Source organism: Vallitalea maricola (assembly GCF_036985595.1).
Lineage (GTDB): Bacteria > Bacillota > Clostridia > Lachnospirales > Vallitaleaceae > Vallitalea > Vallitalea maricola.
On the sequence record NZ_BTPU01000025.1, the window covers coordinates 101098 to 121455 of the forward strand.

The 20358-nt window shown below is 29.5% G+C and carries 20 protein-coding genes; 7 read left to right on the forward strand and 13 right to left on the reverse strand.

The window, feature by feature from the left end; translation table 11 throughout:
* Positions 1–42: 42 nt before the first annotated feature.
* A complete protein-coding gene (locus tag AACQ14_RS08380) occupies positions 43–1887 on the reverse strand; it encodes a hypothetical protein (RefSeq protein WP_339363122.1) in 1845 nt (614 codons plus the stop codon).
* Between the two features lie 306 nt (positions 1888–2193).
* The gene (gene asnS / locus AACQ14_RS08385) at positions 2194–3585 is read right to left on the reverse strand and encodes an asparagine--tRNA ligase (protein WP_339363123.1); all 1392 of its coding nucleotides are present in this window, start codon (positions 3583–3585) and stop codon (positions 2194–2196) included.
* A gap of 331 nt (positions 3586–3916) precedes the next feature.
* Here asnS and AACQ14_RS08390 point away from each other — a divergent pair, with 331 nt between their 5' ends.
* Complete coding sequence (locus AACQ14_RS08390; RefSeq protein WP_339363124.1) at positions 3917–5032, forward strand: aminopeptidase; 1116 nt, start codon at positions 3917–3919, stop codon at positions 5030–5032.
* A 119-nt stretch (positions 5033–5151) separates the two neighbouring features.
* Here AACQ14_RS08390 and AACQ14_RS08395 read toward each other — a convergent pair whose 3' ends face one another.
* Both AACQ14_RS08395 and AACQ14_RS08400 read right to left on the reverse strand, forming a co-directional pair.
* The gene (locus AACQ14_RS08395; RefSeq protein ID WP_339363125.1) at positions 5152–5628 is read right to left on the reverse strand and encodes a QueT transporter family protein; all 477 of its coding nucleotides are present in this window, start codon (positions 5626–5628) and stop codon (positions 5152–5154) included.
* A 195-nt stretch (positions 5629–5823) separates the two neighbouring features.
* On the reverse strand, positions 5824–6417 hold the full coding sequence (locus tag AACQ14_RS08400) for a hypothetical protein (protein ID WP_339363126.1): 594 nt from the start codon (positions 6415–6417) through the stop codon (positions 5824–5826).
* A gap of 317 nt (positions 6418–6734) precedes the next feature.
* Here AACQ14_RS08400 and AACQ14_RS08405 point away from each other — a divergent pair, with 317 nt between their 5' ends.
* Positions 6735–7958 carry a stalk domain-containing protein gene (locus AACQ14_RS08405; RefSeq protein ID WP_339363127.1) on the forward strand — a complete coding sequence of 408 codons (1224 nt, stop codon included), beginning with the start codon at positions 6735–6737 and terminating at the stop codon, positions 7956–7958.
* Positions 7959–8186: 228 nt separating this feature from the next.
* Here AACQ14_RS08405 and AACQ14_RS08410 read toward each other — a convergent pair whose 3' ends face one another.
* The 3 genes from AACQ14_RS08410 to AACQ14_RS08420 form a co-directional block, all read right to left on the reverse strand.
* Entirely contained in the window at positions 8187–8354 is a 168-nt protein-coding gene (locus tag AACQ14_RS08410; protein WP_339363128.1) for a hypothetical protein, read from the reverse strand.
* 241 nt (positions 8355–8595) lie between these two features.
* Positions 8596–9285 carry a hypothetical protein gene (locus AACQ14_RS08415; protein WP_339363129.1) on the reverse strand — a complete coding sequence of 230 codons (690 nt, stop codon included), beginning with the start codon at positions 9283–9285 and terminating at the stop codon, positions 8596–8598.
* A gap of 158 nt (positions 9286–9443) precedes the next feature.
* Entirely contained in the window at positions 9444–9611 is a 168-nt protein-coding gene (locus AACQ14_RS08420) for a hypothetical protein (RefSeq protein WP_339363130.1), read from the reverse strand.
* Positions 9612–9842: 231 nt separating this feature from the next.
* Between AACQ14_RS08420 and AACQ14_RS08425 the strand changes: the two genes are divergently transcribed.
* The 4 genes from AACQ14_RS08425 (at position 9843) to AACQ14_RS08440 (ending at position 12090) form a co-directional block, all read left to right on the forward strand.
* Positions 9843–10226 (forward strand): GntR family transcriptional regulator, encoded by a 384-nt coding sequence (locus tag AACQ14_RS08425; protein WP_339363131.1) that lies wholly within the window; start codon positions 9843–9845, stop codon positions 10224–10226.
* Positions 10207–11067: an ABC transporter ATP-binding protein gene (locus AACQ14_RS08430; RefSeq protein ID WP_339363132.1), complete on the forward strand. Its 861-nt coding sequence runs from the start codon at positions 10207–10209 to the stop codon at positions 11065–11067. The genes AACQ14_RS08425 and AACQ14_RS08430 overlap by 20 nt, the downstream gene beginning before the upstream one ends.
* A gap of 1 nt (position 11068) precedes the next feature.
* Positions 11069–11791: a hypothetical protein gene (locus tag AACQ14_RS08435; protein ID WP_339363133.1), complete on the forward strand. Its 723-nt coding sequence runs from the start codon at positions 11069–11071 to the stop codon at positions 11789–11791.
* Between the two features lie 95 nt (positions 11792–11886).
* Positions 11887–12090, forward strand: coding sequence for a winged helix-turn-helix domain-containing protein (locus AACQ14_RS08440; protein ID WP_423247990.1), 204 nt, complete (start codon positions 11887–11889; stop codon positions 12088–12090).
* 389 nt (positions 12091–12479) lie between these two features.
* Here the strand turns inward: AACQ14_RS08440 and AACQ14_RS08445 are convergent, their stop codons facing one another.
* The 4 genes from AACQ14_RS08445 to AACQ14_RS08460 all read right to left on the reverse strand — a co-directional run bounded on the left by AACQ14_RS08445 (position 12480) and on the right by AACQ14_RS08460 (position 17034).
* The gene (locus tag AACQ14_RS08445; RefSeq protein ID WP_339363134.1) at positions 12480–12671 is read right to left on the reverse strand and encodes a helix-turn-helix domain-containing protein; all 192 of its coding nucleotides are present in this window, start codon (positions 12669–12671) and stop codon (positions 12480–12482) included.
* Positions 12672–12935: 264 nt separating this feature from the next.
* The gene (locus AACQ14_RS08450) at positions 12936–13550 is read right to left on the reverse strand and encodes a nucleotidyltransferase domain-containing protein (protein ID WP_339363135.1); all 615 of its coding nucleotides are present in this window, start codon (positions 13548–13550) and stop codon (positions 12936–12938) included.
* 11 nt (positions 13551–13561) lie between these two features.
* Positions 13562–14245 (reverse strand): DUF1287 domain-containing protein, encoded by a 684-nt coding sequence (locus AACQ14_RS08455; protein WP_339363136.1) that lies wholly within the window; start codon positions 14243–14245, stop codon positions 13562–13564.
* A 14-nt stretch (positions 14246–14259) separates the two neighbouring features.
* On the reverse strand, positions 14260–17034 hold the full coding sequence (locus AACQ14_RS08460; RefSeq protein WP_339363137.1) for a C39 family peptidase: 2775 nt from the start codon (positions 17032–17034) through the stop codon (positions 14260–14262).
* A gap of 266 nt (positions 17035–17300) precedes the next feature.
* On the opposite strand from AACQ14_RS08460, the gene AACQ14_RS08465 reads away from it, so the two are divergent.
* Positions 17301–18920 (forward strand): glycoside hydrolase family 13 protein, encoded by a 1620-nt coding sequence (locus AACQ14_RS08465; protein WP_339363138.1) that lies wholly within the window; start codon positions 17301–17303, stop codon positions 18918–18920.
* Between the two features lie 141 nt (positions 18921–19061).
* Here the strand turns inward: AACQ14_RS08465 and AACQ14_RS08470 are convergent, their stop codons facing one another.
* Positions 19062–19877, reverse strand: coding sequence for a ZIP family metal transporter (locus AACQ14_RS08470; protein ID WP_339363140.1), 816 nt, complete (start codon positions 19875–19877; stop codon positions 19062–19064).
* A gap of 216 nt (positions 19878–20093) precedes the next feature.
* Positions 20094–20276 (reverse strand): hypothetical protein, encoded by a 183-nt coding sequence (locus AACQ14_RS08475; protein WP_339363141.1) that lies wholly within the window; start codon positions 20274–20276, stop codon positions 20094–20096.
* Positions 20277–20358: the final 82 nt, after the last annotated feature.

A 20358-nucleotide genomic window follows, 5' to 3' on the forward strand; every position in this document is an offset into this window, starting at 1 on the left:
TGTCTTCCTTTCTTTAGTAATTTACTAATCCATAAAAAAATATTATTTATTGATTAGTTTTGCATCATCTTTGTCATTATTTTTATCTTGTAATAATATAAGTGGAGATATATCTCTCCATTTATTTATTGCTGTTTCTTTTTTATAGACTTTATCCAAATAAGAATATTTTATTGAAAATACGTATTCTTCGTCATTAGTCAATTTTATAGAAATGTATTTACCATCATAAGAACAGTATTCTATTCCTACTTCTTTTCTGTCAGGTATTATATCTCTATATTCCAATTGGTCTAGTACAGCATTTATATCTTTGTCTGATAGACTATATATGTTATCTTCAATAAAATTATCAGTTATAGTTCTTATATTAAATCCTGGATGATTAATACTAAAAGTATATAAATCATTAATACCTTTATCTACAATCTTCCATGTCTCTTTCTTTTCCAGAGCAAATCTCTCATAGCTTTGATAATTATTAGAATTTGAGGCTATTACAAAAGCATATCTACCATCAGTATTCATATATCTTATAAATACCTCTGAGGCAAAATATTCTTTTATACTCTTTTCAATATCTTCATCATAAAATACTTTTGTCTCTAGCGGTTTCTGGAATTGGTAACCTAAATAATCTTTTTCATCAATAAAATCATAGTTCATCTTATCAACCACTGCATATTTATTATCATCTATCTTATATGCAATTATATAATTTTTATCTGCATAATTATATAAAAAATTCATCTTGTCATAGACATCTTCTGGTATATCAAGATTATATTTAACGATTATATCTTTTATAAAAACAGATACATCTTTGTCTATGTCATAAGGATTATTTAAGTAAACTACGTACTCATTCTTAGGCAGTTTTTCTACTTGGTCAAGTAATAAAGTACAATAATTTTTGATTTTACCTAAAATAAGCTTGTTCTTCTCATTTGTTATGTCTTTTTTACTATAATGAGTAATATATTTTCCAAAATTATTAAGAACGTAATCAATTTTATTCTCATCTGTCAGTATTAATATATTTTTTATTAGTTCTTCGTCTCCTATGAGTATATCTGTCAATATCATTTCTATATCTTCAGTTGATATTATTTCTTTATCAATGATATCTAAAACTTTTCCTCGAGTATTGTCATTATCATTTTTATATATACCATAGAGTTCATCACTTTTAACCTTAGCAATGTCCGCTAGTAATTGTTTAGTTCTCGCTTCATCAATGACTAAATCTATAACTACTTTGTCTGAATCCATATTGATGCTATGGATAGTTGCTATGTCTGGTATATTAAAGTCATCTAAGCTTATATTTAATATCTCTTTGTTCTCAATCAACTTAGCCTTTATAGTTTCTTCTATAGATTTAGGTAGTGATAAAAAGTTCTTGTTTCTAAGTTTCATGTTGGTAAAATTAATTTGTATCTCTCTATTGTCGTTATCTAGAGTTACATCCATGGATATTGGTATATTGATGCCATGTATAGTAGTGTTAATGTATGCTTTATTTTCATTAGTATCAATAAAGCCATTATTTATAATGTAACCATTTTGTATACTCATCTCTTCAATCTTATGATTAAATGCTGTTGTTAGAACGTCTATTGGTATCTCTATAGATACATTATTTTCTTTTATCTCAATAATCTTTCCTAAATCTCTATCATTAAAATATCCACCTAATTCTATTTGATTGAAAGCAACTGTAAACGATGAATTATGCAAATATATTAATAGGAATCCTATAAATAATACAATAATTGTCAGAAACCCCAGACCAATCCTAAGAGACCTTTTATATATTATTTTCTTATCTATAGTCTTGGTATCCTTCAAATCTTTAGTGTCACTTTCCTTTTCTTTTTTTCCCATTGATATCATTACTTTGTTTTAATCTAACAAAGTTAACCTCCTAATAATTATTCCTATCATAGATACTCTTATTTGGATACGAGTATATTATATAGTTTGTTTTCCTATAAAACAAGTAAGTTTTATTATAATTATCGCCAAATTTACTTTAATTTACAATAATTATATGAAAAAACTTCAATAACAGGAGGCATCACCCCTAATATATCAATTCAGCAGGTAATTTTACAGCATAAAATTAAAAAACCCGTAATTCCTATTGGAAAAACGAGTTTATATTATATAAGGTAGTCTTGGCAGACTATTTTAGATATCACAATTATTTACTGTTCTAGGGAATGGGATTACGTCTCTTATGTTACTCATACCTGTTATATACATAATCATACGTTCAAATCCTAATCCGAATCCAGCATGGTTGCATCCGCCGTATTTTCTTATATCTAGATACCACCAGTAATCTTCTTCTTTTAATCCTGATTCTTTCATCTTGGATATTAGTTTATCGTAGTCTTCTTCTCTTTGGCTACCACCGATGATTTCACCAACACCTGGAACTAATAGGTCCATAGCTGCAACTGTCTTATTATCTTCATTCAACTTCATATAGAAAGCTTTTATTTCTTTTGGATAGTCGATGACGAATACAGGTTTTTTGAATACTTTTTCAGTTATATATCTTTCATGCTCTGTTTGGAGATCTGCTCCCCATTTTACAGGATAATCAAATTTCTCTCCACTTTTTTCTAGAAGCTCAACTGCTTCAGTATAAGTAATTCTCTCAAATTTATTGTTAAGTACATTATCAAGTCTTTCTGACAAACCTTTGTCAATAAATTTATTGAAGAATTCCATTTCTTCTGGAGCATTTTCTTTAACATAAGTAATGATGTATTTGATCATTTCTTCTGCTATATCCATATCATCAATCAAATCAGCAAATGCCATCTCTGGTTCAATCATCCAGAATTCTGCTGCATGTCTTGCAGTGTTAGAATTTTCTGCTCTGAATGTTGGACCGAATGTATATACATTTCTAAATGCCATTGCATAAGTTTCAACATTAAGCTGACCACTAACTGTAAGATTAGTCTCTTTTCCAAAGAAATCTAGTTTGTTGTCAATATTACCCTCTTCGTCTTTTGGAACGCTATTCAAATCAAGTGTAGTAGCTCTGAACATTTCTCCTGCTCCCTCACAGTCACTACCTGTAAGAATTGGAGTATGAACATATACGAATCCTTTATCTGAGAAGAATCGATGTATTGCCTGAGCCACAACAGAACGTATTCTGAATACCGCTGCAAAAGTGTTAGTTCTTGGTCTAAGATGTGAAATGGTTCTTAGATATTCAAATGTATGTCTTTTCTTTTGTAATGGATAGTCTGGTGTTGATGCGCCTTCTATCTGTACGTCTGTTGCTTGCATTTCAAAAGGTTGTTTAGCACCTGGTGTCTCAATAAATTTACCTTTTACAATAATTGATGAACCAACATTCAACTTAGATAGTTCATCAAAGTTTTCTAATTCGTTATTAATTACTACTTGAAGATTATTAAAAAATGTCCCATCATTAAGAATAATGAATCCAAAGGCTTTTGAAGCTCTAACGCTTCTTATCCAACCTGAGACTGTTATTTCTTTATCTGTATATTGGCTGGTATTTCTAAATAATTCTTTAACTGATGTATATTTCATTATAGTTCTCCTTCCTTTCAAACTTTCTAATTGGTATTATACCATAGTCATTCAAATTTTTTTATATTTAAATGAATAATTTTTTACTTTGTAACTTAAATTATTAAAGTTATAAGTCTCCTAAATAATATTTATTATAAGTATAACCAATTAACTTATTTTTTTTACCTAATTATGTTATACTTATTAGTAATTCACGGTGCAAAAACAAAGAAAATTTAATATTGTTGTTTATATATAAAAGAATAGAAATTAATATAAAAACGATTCTTATATTACCGTGTACCACAAGAAAAGTTTACTATTTTAAAAAAGAAAGGACGGATATATAATGGATTCAAGAATTGTAAAGTTAGCAAAAATTCTAGTTAATTATTCTTGCAAAGTCAAAGAAGGAGATAAGGTTTTAATACAGCATGTTGGTGATTCTACATTACCTCTTACTAGACAATTAATAAAAGAAATTTACGCAGTTGGAGGTATTCCATTCGAAAAACATATAGATGAATCTGTACAAAGAGAGTTATTATTAAATTGTACTAAAGAACAAATAGATTTGATGGCTGAATCTGATTTGACGATCATGCGAGAAATGGATTGTTACATTGGTGTTAGAGCTTCTGATAACGTTAATGAGTTAAGTGATGTTCCAAGTGACAAAAGAGGATTATACGAAATGTATCATTTTACTCCTGTACACAGAGATGTTCGTGTTCCTGATACTCGTTGGGTTGTTATGAGATACCCTAACAATTCTATGGCACAACTTGCTAATACGAGTCTAGAAGATTTTGAAGACTTCTATTTTAACGTTTGTACACTTGATTATGGAAAGATGTCAAAGGCTATGGATAATCTAGTTGCTCTTATGAACAAGACTGATAAAGTAAGAATCGTTGGTGAAGGAACTGATATTTCATTCTCAATCAAAGGGCTTCCAGCTATTAAATGTGATGGCGGATGCAATATTCCTGATGGTGAAGTTTATTCAGCGCCTGTTAAAGATTCTGTTAACGGTGTTATCAGTTATAATACACCTGCTGTTTATAGAGGTTTTACTTATGAAAATATTGTTTTCGAATTCAAGAATGGTAAAATTATAAAAGCAACTGCTAATGATACAGAAAAAATCAATGCTGTACTTGATACAGATGAAGGAGCTAGATATATAGGTGAATTTGCTATTGGTGTTAATCCTTATATCTTAAATCCTCTAAAAGATACTTTATTTGATGAAAAGATTATGGGTAGTATCCACTTTACACCTGGTAATTCATATGATGACTGTGATAATGAAAACCATTCAGCTATCCACTGGGATTTAGTATATATTCAAACTCCTGATTTTGGCGGTGGAGAAATTTATTTTGATGATGTGCTTATTAGAAAAGATGGTATGTTTGTAGTTCCAGAACTTGAGTGTTTAAATCCTGAGAATCTTAAATAAAAAGAATACAAGAGAATATTATATTAAAAAAGCGCTATCTAGCGCTTTTTTTCCTTTAGAATTTAGTATTACTTATTTAATTTATATCTGTAGCATTAGATATAATGATATACTATTTTTTAATTTTTTTTGAATATATTATTCTTTTGTAAAAAAAGCAAGAGCGGTAATCCAAGACCATAACAAGCGATAGTCTGTCCTATAGCAACAAATATCATTAGTGATATTAATGGTAATGGTACTGCATATGCATACTTAAGGATTGATCCTACTACTATACCATTGATTACTATTGGTGGTATTGGTACTAGGTATTTATATCGTCTTAGCATATATACTAGCACTGATGATAGTAATGATGCCAAACTTCCAAATATTATATCGTAGACTATTGCACCACCTAAAAAGTTACCAAGTAAACATCCTACAAATAATCCAGGAATGGCAGCTGGTGTAAAGAATGGTAATATTGTTAGTGCCTCTGCTATCCTAACTTGTACTTCTCCAAAGCTTATTGGTCTAAAAGCTAATGTGAGTACAATATAAATAGCCGCAATCAAACCTGCTTGCGTTAAAAACTTTGTACTTCTATTCATTTTTATGTTCCTCCCTAGTTTTGTTTAGTGTCAGGATGGTTTCGAACTGACAATAAAATAATAGCATATTTCCCTTTATTAAAAAAGGACATTTATGATATTTTTAATTTTGATATTATTTATAAATATCCCTATTACAATCATTTTATACATTGATTACACTATTAAGCACAGTATATTAAAGCTTTATATTCACTAGTCATCTATATGTAATTCATCAAGTAAAACATTTATATCACTTTCTGAAACTGCTTCTTTCAATCGTCTATTTATTTCACTTTCTTCTAGACTCTTATTCTCAAAATAGACCTTGTTTATTTTATCTAAAACTTTACGCCCTTTGGATTTTTCAGTGAGAATTTTTATATAGTCGTCCATAGTTATTTTTCTAAACGTTCCATTAGTCCAATAAGCGTTTGCCCAATCAAGTATAGCAGTAGATTTACCCATTCCAATATTACGTACTTTATCACAGAAATCATGATAGTTAATATTATGCCTTTTTGCTATACTTTCTATATCTCTACAAGACAATTTTTCTTCTGTAATTATAAGATCAATAGACAAATCATAGTAATATTCTATATGATCAATATCTTTTACAAATTCAATTAGAAACTTTACTTCGTCTTTTGTAAAAAAACCATTCATTTCATTAATCGTATCACGTCGTATACTAATCCATGCCCTTATACCTAGTTCTAGCCCTTTGTATACATCTGGATAATATTTTTCATATTCTTTTAGCAGTTCTTTACTAACTTGAATGGTAATTTGTTGTTTTTCCATATTATAACTTCCTTTATCAATTTAATATTCGTATTGTATTCTTCCTTTATTAAAAAATAACATATTATATACTTCCCGAAATTTAATGTTAACAGACAATTTAATAATAATCAATAATATCCCTATGTCCATTTATTCCAATTTTTTTTTAATGCTAATAAATGATATTAAATATTTGTAGTAAAATATTTGAATCAGTAACATACATATGCTAAAATATGTAAGTAACTCATTAGATTTTCAGTAAAATCACATTACCTGAATCTAACAAAAAAACATGATATTAAGTATTAAAACAAGTAGAAGGAGATAATGAAATGATTATGAAAAGAAGATTAGCTATGGTTTTATCTATGTTCATATTACTGTCATTACCACAATATGGACTTACGCTTCACGCTACAGCAAACACTGCGAAAATAATTGTAGATGGAGAAGAAGTAATATTTACAGAAGATAGTGGTATGCCTTTTATTGATGAGAACAATCGAACACAAGTACCTTTTAGAATCACATTAGAACAAGCAGGTGCTGTTATATCATGGGATGATGAGAATAGAACAGCAATAGCTAAAAAAGATGATATTACTGTGAAAGTACCAATAGATAAAAACTATATCATAAAAAATGGGAGAATCATATATAATGATACTGTTTCTTTAGTTAAAAATGGCAGAACTTATTTACCTATCAGAGTAGTAATGCAAGCATTAGGTTATGAGGTAGGTTGGGATAACGCTAAAAGTTCAGTATTAATCACTCCTACAGAATCAGTGGGGGTTGCTACAGATGAACCTATATATTATGTAAACATGATGAGTGATATGTGTTATTATAATAATGAAGATACAGGATATAGAATATATAGACTTAATAATGATGGAACTAGTACTAAAATATCTGAGAATAAAGCATATACGTTAGGAATTATAGGAGATACTATATACTACATGAATTTTGTTGATCTAGAAAGAGAAGATGGTTTTGTACAACGAGGAACTTTATGGCAAATCAATAAAGATGGTACAGAAGAAAAAGCAATACTAGAAGATGTCAATATATTTACTATGGATACAGATGGCGAATATATATATTTCACAAGTAATGCTTATGGTCAAAATATAATGCGAATGAAGCCCTCTGGAGAACCAGAAATATTTCTTAAAGATTGTTTATCCTATAAAATATATTATAATGATGGTCAATTATATTATTTAGATAAGAAGGATAATTATTCTACTAAACGTATTGATGTAAATACCCTTGAAAAAAAATTAGTAACCGATTATAGATTAAATTATTATGCTGGATATATGATGTTGGCGTACCAGGATTATTTTATTATGAACTGGGATGATACTGGAAATTCAATAGCTTTAAACATGAAAGATGGTACATATAATCTTGATATAGAGAATTTATCATATAGACGTGTCAGTGAAGATGTGATAATTACCGTAGATTTAACAGATTGGGAAAATTCTGAACTAAAATTTATTGACGCAGAGAGTTTCCTTAAGACCTTAAATGTTGGTAAATAGTATGAACTGACCCCTCATTTCAATGGCGTTAAATTGACATTTGAACACAAACAAAGATGTAAAGACTCCTTCCTCTCTTGAGAATGTGTCCTTACATCTATTTTTTTTGCTTTTTTGGTAAAATTCCCTCATGATCTAGGTGCTTCTTAATATTCGATACTGCACTAAGTGTACTTTATATACTTATTATAAGTACAAAATAAGAAGCCTTCTTAAGGCTCCTATGTACTAATTAATACTTTTGTGTGGATTTCTTCCAAGTAAATATACTATTACTCCTAATGGTCCCATTAACACTAATGATCGTGAACATATAATATTATCATTCCTATGATGTTTACTATCTATCCACACCCATATGCCAGAAACTATCCATATAATAATCAACCATAGCATATGCCTCACCTCTTTATCTGATTTGTTAGTATCTATATTAATAATATTAGCAAATATTAATCTTATATGCAATAAAAATTAGATTTATTTTTAGTTATTAAATAATTAAAACTATTTTCTTTGCTTGTCCATCATCTACAAGTTTTTTGCTTTCTCTAATAATTTTGTAATATCAAACGCTTTTTTCTGGCTACTTTCTAGGGGTTGATTACATTCTGTATGCACTAATCCTAATTACATATTATTCTGACCATATTATAGACCCATCAAACCCATAACCATCATTAGCCAAATAAATCTCATGGGTATTTCCTGTTGAATCTTTCCATTTTATTTTTTGGTTAGGCATGCCACATGATAAATATGTTTCAATATATACTGCTTGATTTCTTACCTCTTCTAACTCATCTATCACTCTTACTTCATCTAGGTTATCAGTTTCTTCATTCCATTTAAGCTCTATTAATTGAAAGTCATAAATACTACCAATAACTTCGGCTTTAAAATGCTCTCCTTCACCTAATCCTTTAATCTGTATTTTTTCATAACTCTCAACCATTCGATCAATATTGTAACCTATGATTGATATAGGTTGTGATGCAATATGGGTTTTATCAATAATATATTTAATTTCTTTTTCGTCAACAGTAATGATTCTTAATTCATAGTTAGTAGGTAAATCACCATCAATATTTTCTTGGTTTTCGGTGTTTTTCAACTGTTTATTTAGATCAACGATTTGTTTTTCTAATTCCTCTATTTTTATTTTAGCATTATTTAATTTCTTTTCTAGCTCTTCATATTCTATAGTAGCAATTTCTTTTTCAACTACTTGTGATATTTCTGTTTCATAAGTAATACCTTCATTATCCTTACATCCAGTTAACATAACTACAAAAATCAAACCTAGTGTTAAGAAATGTTTATTCATTTTATCTACCTCTCATCTTTAGATATTTAAATACTCATTTAATACTATCAGATAATCCAATTATAATCAATAAATAAGACTTTGTTTTTTTAGCAAAATTCTATCATAATGCAGCTTAATTTTCAATTATATTACTAATTAACTGAACTGTCGTTTTTTTATAATTCTAATATATGTATACTTTTCATACGAAATAGGTCTAATAAGTGTTCCATAAAAACTTCTCTACTTGACCAATCATATTCTCTTACTGTTTCATGTTTATAACCATCTTCATATTCACGCAATACTCTTTGAACCTCTGGTAATGTGAAGTTTATTGACAATCAGACAGAGGCAGCACAGATTTCACAGTTTGAATTGACGCTTTGTAAAGATATCAACTGAAAGACTATAGGTGAATAGTTAAACGTACATTTCTGTATGAATTTGCACGATATCTCTGATTATTTTTATGATTTCTTTAAAAAGTATTGACACTTGTTCCATAATCGGCTATATTAATAGTGTAATGTAGTTAGTTACTTGACTAACAAACAAACAAAGGAGTGATATAATTGAATATTAATCCAAATATAGATAAACCAATCTTCATTCAGATTGCAGAACAACTTGAGGACTCTATATTTACAGGCGTATTTCCAGAGGAAACAAAAATCCCCTCAACAAATGAAATATCAGCTCTGCTACATATTAATCCTCATACAGTTCTAAAAGGAATGAATATGCTGGTAGATGATGAAATCATTTATAAGAAAAGAGGGTTAGGAATGTTCGTGAAAAACGGCGCAGTTGAAAAAATACGCCAGAAAAGGCAAAGTCACTTTTACAATCAGTACATTGCAACATTGATTGAAGAAGCATCAAAATTGCAAATGACCAAAGAAGAAATTATGAAATTAATAGAAAGGGGTTATGAAAATGAACGCAATTCAAATTAAGAATATTACAAAACGATACAATGATGTTACTGCACTTGATAATGTTTCTTTTTCTTTTGAGTATGGTAAAATTTATGGTTTCTTAGGAAGAAATGGAGCTGGAAAATCAACGCTCATCAATATTATAGCAAACCGTATTTTTGCTGACGAAGGAAAAATCTTGATTGATGATGTACCTGCAAAGGAAAATATGGAAGTCCATGAAAAAATTTTTTGTATGAGTGAAGTTGATTTATACGATACGAGCTTAAAAATCAAAGACCATTTTAAATGGATAAACCGCTTTTATGACAGCTTCAATATAGAAAAGGCTTTACAGATTGCGGATAAATTTAATCTCAATATCACCAAAAAATTTAAGCAACTGTCAAAAGGGTATCAGTCCATTTTTAAATTAACGGTTGCTATGGCTCTTAATGTACCGTATGTGATTTTCGACGAACCAGTATTAGGTTTGGACGCTAACCACAGAGAGTTGTTTTACAATATGCTGTTAAAAGACTATGAAAGTAACGAGAGAACAATCATTATCGCAACCCATCTGATTGAAGAAGTAGCAAATATTATTGAGGAAGTTATTTTGATTGACAATGGGAAAGTACTGTTGCAAGAAAGTGTGGAAAGACTATTAGAAACGGGTTATTGCGTTTCTGGTGTGGCAAAAGATATTGACGATTATTGTAAAGATAAAAATGTGATAGGCTATGATGAAATAGGTGGTCTGAAACTCGCCTATGTAGTAGGAGAAAAATCACAGTTTCCTCAGGGAAGTAATTTACAGACTTCAAACATGAATTTACAAAAACTGTTTGTCAAGCTTACAGAGAAAGGCGGTAACTAATATGAATAAATTAAAAACAATCATTCAATATGAGTGTACAACTTCATTCAAATATATCTGGTATTTCTACGCTATCCAATATTCAATAGTTACACTTATTACTCTAATTATTGGAATTAGCACGGGAAGTTTTGAAGATCTAGGAACAAATGCTCTTGAAATGAATACCTTAATTTATATTGGTATTTTAGGTGTATTAGGTTTTAAGGAAGATTTCAAAATGTTGATACAGAATGGATTTACCCGTAAATATATTTTTACTGCTTCGCTTACTATGTTTGCGTTTATATCAGGAATAATGGCATTGTTTGATACCATAATGGGAAACGTGATACATTATTTACAGCATAATTATCTATCTTTATATTCCAGCATATATGGATATGGAAATGTTTTAGTAAATTGGTTATGGCTGTTCCTTGCCTATATGCTTATTTGTACCTTGCTATATCTTGGCGTCCTTGTAATAAATAAAATTGGGAAAACATTGTCTATTTATTTAACTGTTATCCTTGGCGGTGCTGTATTATTAATTGTCGCTCTGTTTAGATTTGTTCTTTCAAGCGAGGTTGTGAACAATATAGTAGCACTGATGCTGAAAGCATTTGGTTTTATGAGAAATGGAACAATCAATTATTTTTTTCCAGTATTGACCTTACTTGTACTGGTAGGTGTTTTAGGTATCAGTTCATATGCTGTTATTCGCCGAACAGAACTTAGATGATATAAGAGAAGTTGAATTTGCTATATCAATAAAGGCAGGTGGTAAAATGGGAAAATAATAGTTGTTACATTTAAGGATCATTTAGACCCCTTTCTTTGCCAGAACCTTTACCTCCTGAAAATGGAGAAAGCTTATGGGGTTATGAGAATGCTCCAGAGGGTAGCAATCTCACATCATTCATATTTAAGTTAAGAAATAAGATAGAGCCGTCCCCAGACAATCCGCAGTACATAGTAACCGTCTGGGGTTCGGCTAGAATTCAGAGAAGAAAAACCGTAGATTATAATTTCACTAATTAGTAATATATAATCTACGGTTTTGTGCATTTCTCGAATAATTTATTGATAAACCTAGTGTTTAAGCGATAATCTGCATTTCTATTTTGAATTTAGGATAATACTAATTTTATTAGTTGATTTATAGTTTTAGTCGATAAATAGCTTGGGATTTTGGGTTTTAAAGATTATAGATAAAAGTTAAACATACATAAGGATATATAAACATCATTATTAAACACATGGTCGATTTAGATTTCCCCTGTATTTGTATAGTCCGGACTAAGTAGCATAAAACCTTACAACAACTAAGTACTATCATTATTGCTACAGCGCTGTCAAGTACATTTTACCATAAAAAAGCATCTATGGGTTTCTGACTATGATTATTATAATCAACATTATGCAAACATTTAATCTTCAACTAATAAATCACTTACTTTAACATCTAAAGCTTTTGCTATTTTCTCTAATGTCTCAATTGTAGGTGATTCTTTATAATTTTCTAATTTGGATATTGTTGCTTTGGATATTCCAGCTTTTTTGGCTAACTGTGATTTGTTGTAATTCTTAATTTCTCTAATTTCTCTAATTCTAAATAACATATGTCCCACCACGCAAGTTTTTTTTAATTATACTTTACATTAGAGATATAGATATTTCACTAGGTAAATACTGGGAATTTACAAAATCAATAAGTACTTGCTGAAAATTAGATTAATGAAGTGTTGGATATAACAAATATGTAATCTATTATAGCATATAAAACTACTATTATAATAGATATTAATGTATGTTTTTTATATTCCATTTTCTTAATATTTTCATATAACAATTCAACAGTCCCTAATCCTATTTAATTTATAACACTATTTACTTACAATATATTCTATAAGCTTTCTACATTCTTCACTACCTGCTTCTCCTTCAAACGCATTCTTAAATAGTATATATCCTTCTTCGTCATTCTCCTGTAACCATCTCAATGAATTCTTTACTCCTAGAAACCATTTTCCTTGTAGTTCAAAATATATTTCTAATGACTCTTTAATCATCCAGTGATGTCTATACATGCCTTCTACATCACCTTTTTTTGTCCTTCTAAACATTTTGAGCAGCCAATCTCTATTAAATTGTTTTTTCCCTTCATCTAGTCGGGCTGGTCCATCATCATATACTTTTTGTATCTTATTTATAAAATCTTGTGCAATCCCTTTATCATCTAGTAATATTTTGTTATTTAATATATGGAGATAATTTTCTGGTTCATTCATCTGTTTTGTATCGTATATCCAAACATCCAACTGCTTTCCATTAAATATCTGAGTATCATTACAGTGTGCTATATCATCCCCGAAACAGATAATATCTATATCACTCTCTTCAGTAAAATCTCCTCTTGCATATGAACCGTATAAAATGATAATATGACATTTATATTTTTCTCTTAGATAATCTTTCAATTCCAATAATAATTTATTCATATAAAGCTCCTTCAAATTTCAATATTAACAAATCTAAAATGCCCTATAATGTTATTACCATCACTCCATTTCAGCAATCTATCCTCTTCTTTTGGATAATTATAGGAATTGTGTATAACATACGGTACACCATCTTTCCTTCTCTTATTAGAGATGATTGCAATATGGTCTGGATGAGATAAAATCACAATATCTCCTCCCTGCCACTGAGTAAGATTATTCTTATCATATGGCATAACTTCTATAGGTAGATTAGTCATGTATTTCTTCATGAAAACATATTGATTCTTTACCCTTCTAAAATCAATATTTGTATCAATCTTATCAATTCTTGGATAATCATCAGGGTTTAGTTCTATATCTTTATCCATGTTATCTTTCAAGATATAACCTGCATTATCAAGAGCTCTCCATATTACATCGGTACACACTCCTTCATCTTCTGGAGGATATCCTCCTGCATAATAACCACTTTTATATTTTGTATGATTCTTAACCTCTTTTTTAGCACCTTCAATTATATCTGCTTGATCGTTTAATCCATCTTTGTCCAAATCATATACACAGCTGATAGTTTCTATATTGATTGACGGTCTAAAAACATAAAACACATCATCATGTTTATATTTATTATAAATCCCAAAAGCAATAAGTAATATAACTCCTATTCCTATTAATTTTATACCCTTTTTCAATATTTAATCACCTTCTACTTATAAATCAAGATGGCTTGTCTCCCCATATCTTCCCAGCCAATCTTGAAATCTTTTCTTGGCTTCTTCCTCAACATATTTTTGGATGGGTCATTAAAGTAAACGTATTTATCATCATACCCTATGACAAGTACTGAATGTGATGTATAACTTATTTCCATGATACCATTAGGGGTCACCCACTGTTGAATAGATGACATTGGTACTTTATTATATATATTAGGCGAGCTTACCCATACTGGTTTACCTGTACCTACGTAATATAAGACATCTTCAAAATTGCTTCCAGATATATTAAGAATATCAGAAGAGTATTTCTCAGCTAGTTCCACTATTGGTTCATTGTAAACAGAATATCCTTTATTGGCTACATTAGCTATATCACCAACAAATCCTGAATGTGGATCTCCAAAATTAATCATTCCATCAACAATAGTATATTTTGTGTTATCTTTAATTACCTCATTGGCTAACTGCATCTTATCCACCTTATCAGTCCTATAATGATTAAGCAACATTGCAAGACTGGTTACTTCACATCCTCTAGGCAACTCTGGTTTTTGTGGAATAACAGGTATACCTTGTATTTTCATAGAACTTCTAAAGTCATTTTGATACATTATTTTGTTATTATCTTTATCAGCTTTTAAAATAAAAGAATTATATCCATACTCTTTTTTTGCATTTAATGCTTGAGTTATATTGTCATAAACAGCTTTTATCTTACCTTGATTTATTAATTGGTAATGCTCATCTATAGAAGCAGGGTTATATTTTATTCTTTTATTGCCTTGATATATATTCTTAACAGTATTTTTCTTCTCAACTTCATCACACTCTTTAAAATTATCGCTATTAATTGTAATTATATCATATCCTAGGGGTGATTCTATTGTATCTATTATGTAAGTTATTTCCTTATCCTTGGTATTCAAAACAAATTCCTCTTGTTTAACTGTTTGAGTTTTTACTTTTGAATATCTAGGATTAGCATTGATTGTTTCAACTTTTTTTACCGTAGTCAATTTAATCCCATTTATTGAGATTTCTACACTGGAATAAAAATTCCCTTTAGTCGGTATACATTCTTGAATAACTTTACCTGTAGAGTCCAATACTTGTACTTTATCATAGTAATAGCTTACTTCCCCATTTAACTTTTCTATAGTCTCATGTACATCATAATAACCTATAATTATATAATCTTTATAATTGCCTATGAGATTATTATTATATGCACCATCATTTATGTTAACTTCTTCTGCGGAACTACCGTTTATAATTATACCTCTAACATTTTTGTTCAATTTGGTGTTACTATTTTCATTCCAGAAGATTGCTTTTCTATCTCTTGTGATAGTAATATTATCTTTATTAAATGGAATATCATCAGTTATATTAACAACACTTCTATTAGCAAAATTAAATTGATATAGCCCTCCATCTAAAATAGTATACATTAGATTATTGCCTTTTGGTCTATAAATATAACTATTGATATAATAATCCATCTTATCAAATCCATAAGGTAAATTGACAAAACCTAAGTTTTCATTATTTCCTAGGTAATAATTAAATTCATATAATGCAATCCCATTATCCCCTTGATATTTTCCTGTATTCATATACCCATATACAATATAATTAATATTACCTTCATCATCTAGGCTGTTAATCTTTATTTTATGAGTATTATAATTATCTACAATATAATCGCTATCTAATTTATCAAAACCAAATACTTTAGTTAGTTTGTTGGTTGTATTGTCAAAAAGCCATAGTTGATTGTTTTTTACAAAAGAATAAAATCTCATATTATCAGATTGCTCTTTGGAAGTTATAATATCATTATCTCCAGAACCGACTATTATTTGTTTATTAGCTTTGTCAAAATAAGGATCAGTTTTAGTATATCCTTTTCTTTCAAAAGAATTTATTCTTACCTGTTCTCTACCTACAATTTCATACTTTTCAACGAAATCCCAATATTCAAATTCATGATTTGCTCTTACTGCTATTGTGTAAGCTAATTGTACCTGATAGATGCTGTTATTATTATCAATATTAGTTATACGGATTATTGGTTCATTCATCTTTACAATGTCTTTATCATAATTCCATATAATATTATCTAATTGTGAATTATTGTTAACATAGTTAAATGAACCGGATTCTGATGTGCCTGTCCCAGTTACTAAACTACTTATCATTTTCTTATTCTTGTCAAAAGTGGCATTATGAAACTTCATAACTTTTTCATTAATCTCATCAATTATGTTATTGTCATCCAAATAAAAATGTTGATAGTATCTTAAGGATGTTTTACCTCTGTCATTATAATTTATATTTAAAACATAAGGATAGTCCTTTTTATCTAACTTAGGAATGATTAAGTTAGCAATAGTGTGATCATCTTTAATAATAATGTTTCTTTTATTAATATTTGATTTAATCACAGATTTACCTGTAAGAGTATCAATGATTTCATAAGATACTTTACCCGTTTTTGAAGTAATAGTCATATACAATTCTATTACCTGGTCAGAATTAAAATTAGTATAACAATCTCCTGTCAGCATATCCATCTTATCCACATATGGATACATTACATTATATAGTATATTATCCTTTTTGATAATTATAATGGGAGATGTATCCAATCCCTTTGAAATAGTTGGTATCATATCTTCTTTATTTCTTATATATGTAAATGAAACCAGCATAGATATTAGCAAAATCAATAATATTAATCTGAAACCTAGTTTTTTCACGTAATCACATCCTTGCAGTCCTCTTGAAATTATATATTTAATAAGTAGCATATACTCTTATATAAAAGTTATCAGAGGCAACTACAAATGTCAATTATAATGACATTTTTTTCTGCAATTTTAGTGAAATAAGACTATTATTCTTATGTCTTTAATATTATATACCTCATACAAATTATCTTTATAATATTTGACGTATCACAATTACATAATTACAATTAAACTAGGTAGATTTATAATTAAGGCAAATTTGGGAGGTAAAGCTTATGGGGAAAAGAGCACCAAAAACTGATACTTGGTGGAAAAATGGGGTTATCTATCAAATCTATCCTAGAAGTTTTATGGATAGTAATGGAGATGGTATAGGCGATATCAAAGGTATAACAAGAAAACTTGATTATCTCAATGATGGCACAGAAAATTCTCTAGGAATTGACGCAATATGGCTGTCACCAATATATCCCTCTCCTATGAAGGACTTTGGATATGACATTAGTGATTACATGGATATTGATTCAATGTTTGGAAGCCTAGATGATTTTAAAGTTCTTTTACAAGAAGCTCATAAACGTAACATACGAATTATTATGGACCTGGTAATTAATCACTCGTCCGATGAACATCCTTGGTTTATTGAATCCCGCAAAAGCAAAGATAGTGTGAAAAGAGACTGGTATCTTTGGCAGCCAGCTGATAAAAAACGTCCTAACAACTGGATATCTTACTTTGAATTACATAATGCTTGGTGGCTTGATAAAACAACCAACGAATATTATCTAGGTACATTTACTAAAAATCAACCAGAAGTCAATTGGAGAAACAAAGACCTAAAAAAAGCTATGTATGATGTAATAAAATATTGGTTTGATATGGGTATTGATGGATTTAGAATGGATGTAGTCAATTGGTACATAAAAGATAAGAGTTTAAGGAATAATCCATGGAAAATATCCTTTTCTCCTCCTTCATTGCAAAAACATATATATGATAGAAATCAACCAGAAAGTCATCAGATATGTAAAGAGATTAGAGATATCACTAATACGTACAAAGATAAAGTCCTTATTGGAGAAATCTATACCAATGACGTGAAAGAAGCAGTATCATATCACGGTTCTAATAATGATGAATTGCATATGGCTTTCAACTTTAACTTCTTATTCCAAAAATGGAGCGCAAAATCATTCTATAATAGTATAATGGATTGGTATAATCTACTACCAACTGATTCATGGCCGAATTTTACTCTTAGCAATCATGACCAACCAAGACATTATTATCGTTACAAACATGGTAATGACTCTGATGCAAGAGCCAAAGTTGCTGCTGCTATGTTACTTACCCTGAAAGGAACTCCGTTTATATATTATGGTGAAGAAATAGGAATGACCTGTGAAAAAATACCTAAAAATTCACTGAAAGATCCTCTAGGTATTAAGGGATGGCCTATAATCAAAGGCAGAGATTCCGAAAGAACACCTATGCAGTGGGACAATACCGATAATGCGGGTTTTTCTAATAATACTCCATGGCTTCCTATCAATAAAGATTATACACATAAAAATGTTGAAAGCCAAAAAGATGACCCTGACTCATTATTATCTTTTTATCGCTCACTAATATGGTTTAGAAAAAATACACCTTGTCTATCAAATGGTGATATAGAATTCCTGATACAAGAACCAAATAAAATCCTTGCCTATAAAAGAACTTATAAACAAGAACAATGCATAATAATACTTAACTTTTCTAGTAAAACAATTCCTTGTCCTATTAATATAGCTAAGAACTATAATGTTTTGTTTAGTACCCATAGAAAAAAATACAGTCCTTTCAAACTAGAGAATATCAAACTTAATCCATATGAAATCATTATAGCTGATTAAGAGATAATTCAAATAAACTTTACTTAGAAATCTAATTCAAATAGAAATTTAGCAAAATTCTATCTATAAAATCCTTATATGTGTTTGGAAGGGGTGAGTTATCGGGATTAAAAGATAGAATTATGCTATAAACCTACTTAATTAACCTAACGCCACATCTAATGTCATCATTACAGCAAATCCAATCAAAGTACCTATTGTTGCTATATCAGAATGTTTTTCATATTGTGACTCAGGTATTAATTCTTCTACAACTACATATATCATAGCTCCTGCTGCAAAAGCTAGAGCATATGGTAAAATAGGTTTCATAACTATGACTGCTAATGCACCAAGAACACCTGCTATAGGCTCTACAATACCAGATGCTTGACCATAGAAGAAGCTTTTTCTTCTCGACACTCCTTCTCTCCTAAGGGGGATAGAAACAGCGGCCCCTTCTGGAAAATTCTGAATTCCAATACCAATAGCTAGCGCTACTGCACCTGCAATCGTTGCAGATGGTAAATTTGCCGCTACTGCACCAAAAGCGACTCCTACAGCTAACCCTTCTGGTATATTATGAAGAGTAATTGCAAGAACTAATAAAATACTCCTCTGCCAGCTGGTCTTAATACCTTCTGCATTATCAGTGGAAACTCCTCTATGTAGGTGAGGCATTATCTTATCAACTATCCCTAGAAAAGCTCCTCCTGCCAAAAATCCTACCAAAGCTGGAATGAATGAAGGTATAGAAGAAGATTCTTCAGTCATTTCAATAGCTGGTGCTAATAATGACCAAAAACTTGCTGCTATCATAACACCTGCCGCAAAACCTAACATACCATCAAGAACTTTTTTATTTATTGTCTTGAAAAAGAATACAAGCGATGCACCTAAAGCAGTTAAAAGCCATGTAAATAATGTTCCTATCAAAGCTTGTATTACTGGATCCAGACTTAAAAACCAATTAGCCATATTATCCCTCTTTTCCCTTGTATATTTATATTACAATATACAAACCATAATTAATAATTATTATTTGTTAATTAATATTATTATATCATATTTCCTACAATATGCAATTAATTTATGATAAAAAATATACTAGGGATACTTGATAAAATATCAAAAGTCTTTTTAATATATTAAAAAGGGTATTCAAAAAATCACCTTTTCAAATACCCTTTTTTATCATATATAATATTCTTCATCATCTATATTCTTAAGCCATTGATTTTTGTTAACTCTTTTTTGTTTTACCTTTGGTTTACGATGAATATCTTTTGTTTCTTTTGTCTTACCTTTAGTTTTATTATTATGTTTTTTTATCCTCTGTTCTTTATCAAGCTCTTTTACTACCTCTTTTCTAGGCATCTCTTTTCTTTCCTCCATTGATAATATATTGATCTTGTTTAAAAATCATTATACCTTTATATCTATAAAATCCCCCCAAATA

Excerpts from the sequence above, each read along its gene's own strand:
- AACQ14_RS08415 (WP_339363129.1), bottom strand. The coding sequence starts at position 9,285 with ATGAATAAACATTTCTTAACACTAGGTTTGATTTTTGTAGTTATGTTA.
- AACQ14_RS08450 (WP_339363135.1), bottom strand. The coding sequence starts at position 13,550 with ATGAATAAATTATTATTGGAATTGAAAGATTATCTAAGAGAAAAATAT.
- AACQ14_RS08395 (WP_339363125.1), bottom strand. The coding sequence starts at position 5,628 with ATGAATAGAAGTACAAAGTTTTTAACGCAAGCAGGTTTGATTGCGGCT.
- AACQ14_RS08475 (WP_339363141.1), bottom strand. The coding sequence starts at position 20,276 with ATGCCTAGAAAAGAGGTAGTAAAAGAGCTTGATAAAGAACAGAGGATA.
- AACQ14_RS08390 (WP_339363124.1), top strand. The coding sequence starts at position 3,917 with ATGGATTCAAGAATTGTAAAGTTAGCAAAAATTCTAGTTAATTATTCT.
- AACQ14_RS08430 (WP_339363132.1), top strand. The coding sequence starts at position 10,207 with ATGAACGCAATTCAAATTAAGAATATTACAAAACGATACAATGATGTT.
- AACQ14_RS08405 (WP_339363127.1), top strand. The coding sequence starts at position 6,735 with ATGATTATGAAAAGAAGATTAGCTATGGTTTTATCTATGTTCATATTA.
- asnS (WP_339363123.1), bottom strand. The coding sequence starts at position 3,585 with ATGAAATATACATCAGTTAAAGAATTATTTAGAAATACCAGCCAATAT.
- AACQ14_RS08400 (WP_339363126.1), bottom strand. The coding sequence starts at position 6,417 with ATGGAAAAACAACAAATTACCATTCAAGTTAGTAAAGAACTGCTAAAA.
- AACQ14_RS08410 (WP_339363128.1), bottom strand. The coding sequence starts at position 8,354 with ATGCTATGGTTGATTATTATATGGATAGTTTCTGGCATATGGGTGTGG.
- AACQ14_RS08465 (WP_339363138.1), top strand. The coding sequence starts at position 17,301 with ATGGGGAAAAGAGCACCAAAAACTGATACTTGGTGGAAAAATGGGGTT.
- AACQ14_RS08435 (WP_339363133.1), top strand. The coding sequence starts at position 11,069 with ATGAATAAATTAAAAACAATCATTCAATATGAGTGTACAACTTCATTC.
- AACQ14_RS08380 (WP_339363122.1), bottom strand. The coding sequence starts at position 1,887 with ATGGGAAAAAAAGAAAAGGAAAGTGACACTAAAGATTTGAAGGATACC.
- AACQ14_RS08470 (WP_339363140.1), bottom strand. The coding sequence starts at position 19,877 with ATGGCTAATTGGTTTTTAAGTCTGGATCCAGTAATACAAGCTTTGATA.
- AACQ14_RS08445 (WP_339363134.1), bottom strand. The coding sequence starts at position 12,671 with ATGTTATTTAGAATTAGAGAAATTAGAGAAATTAAGAATTACAACAAA.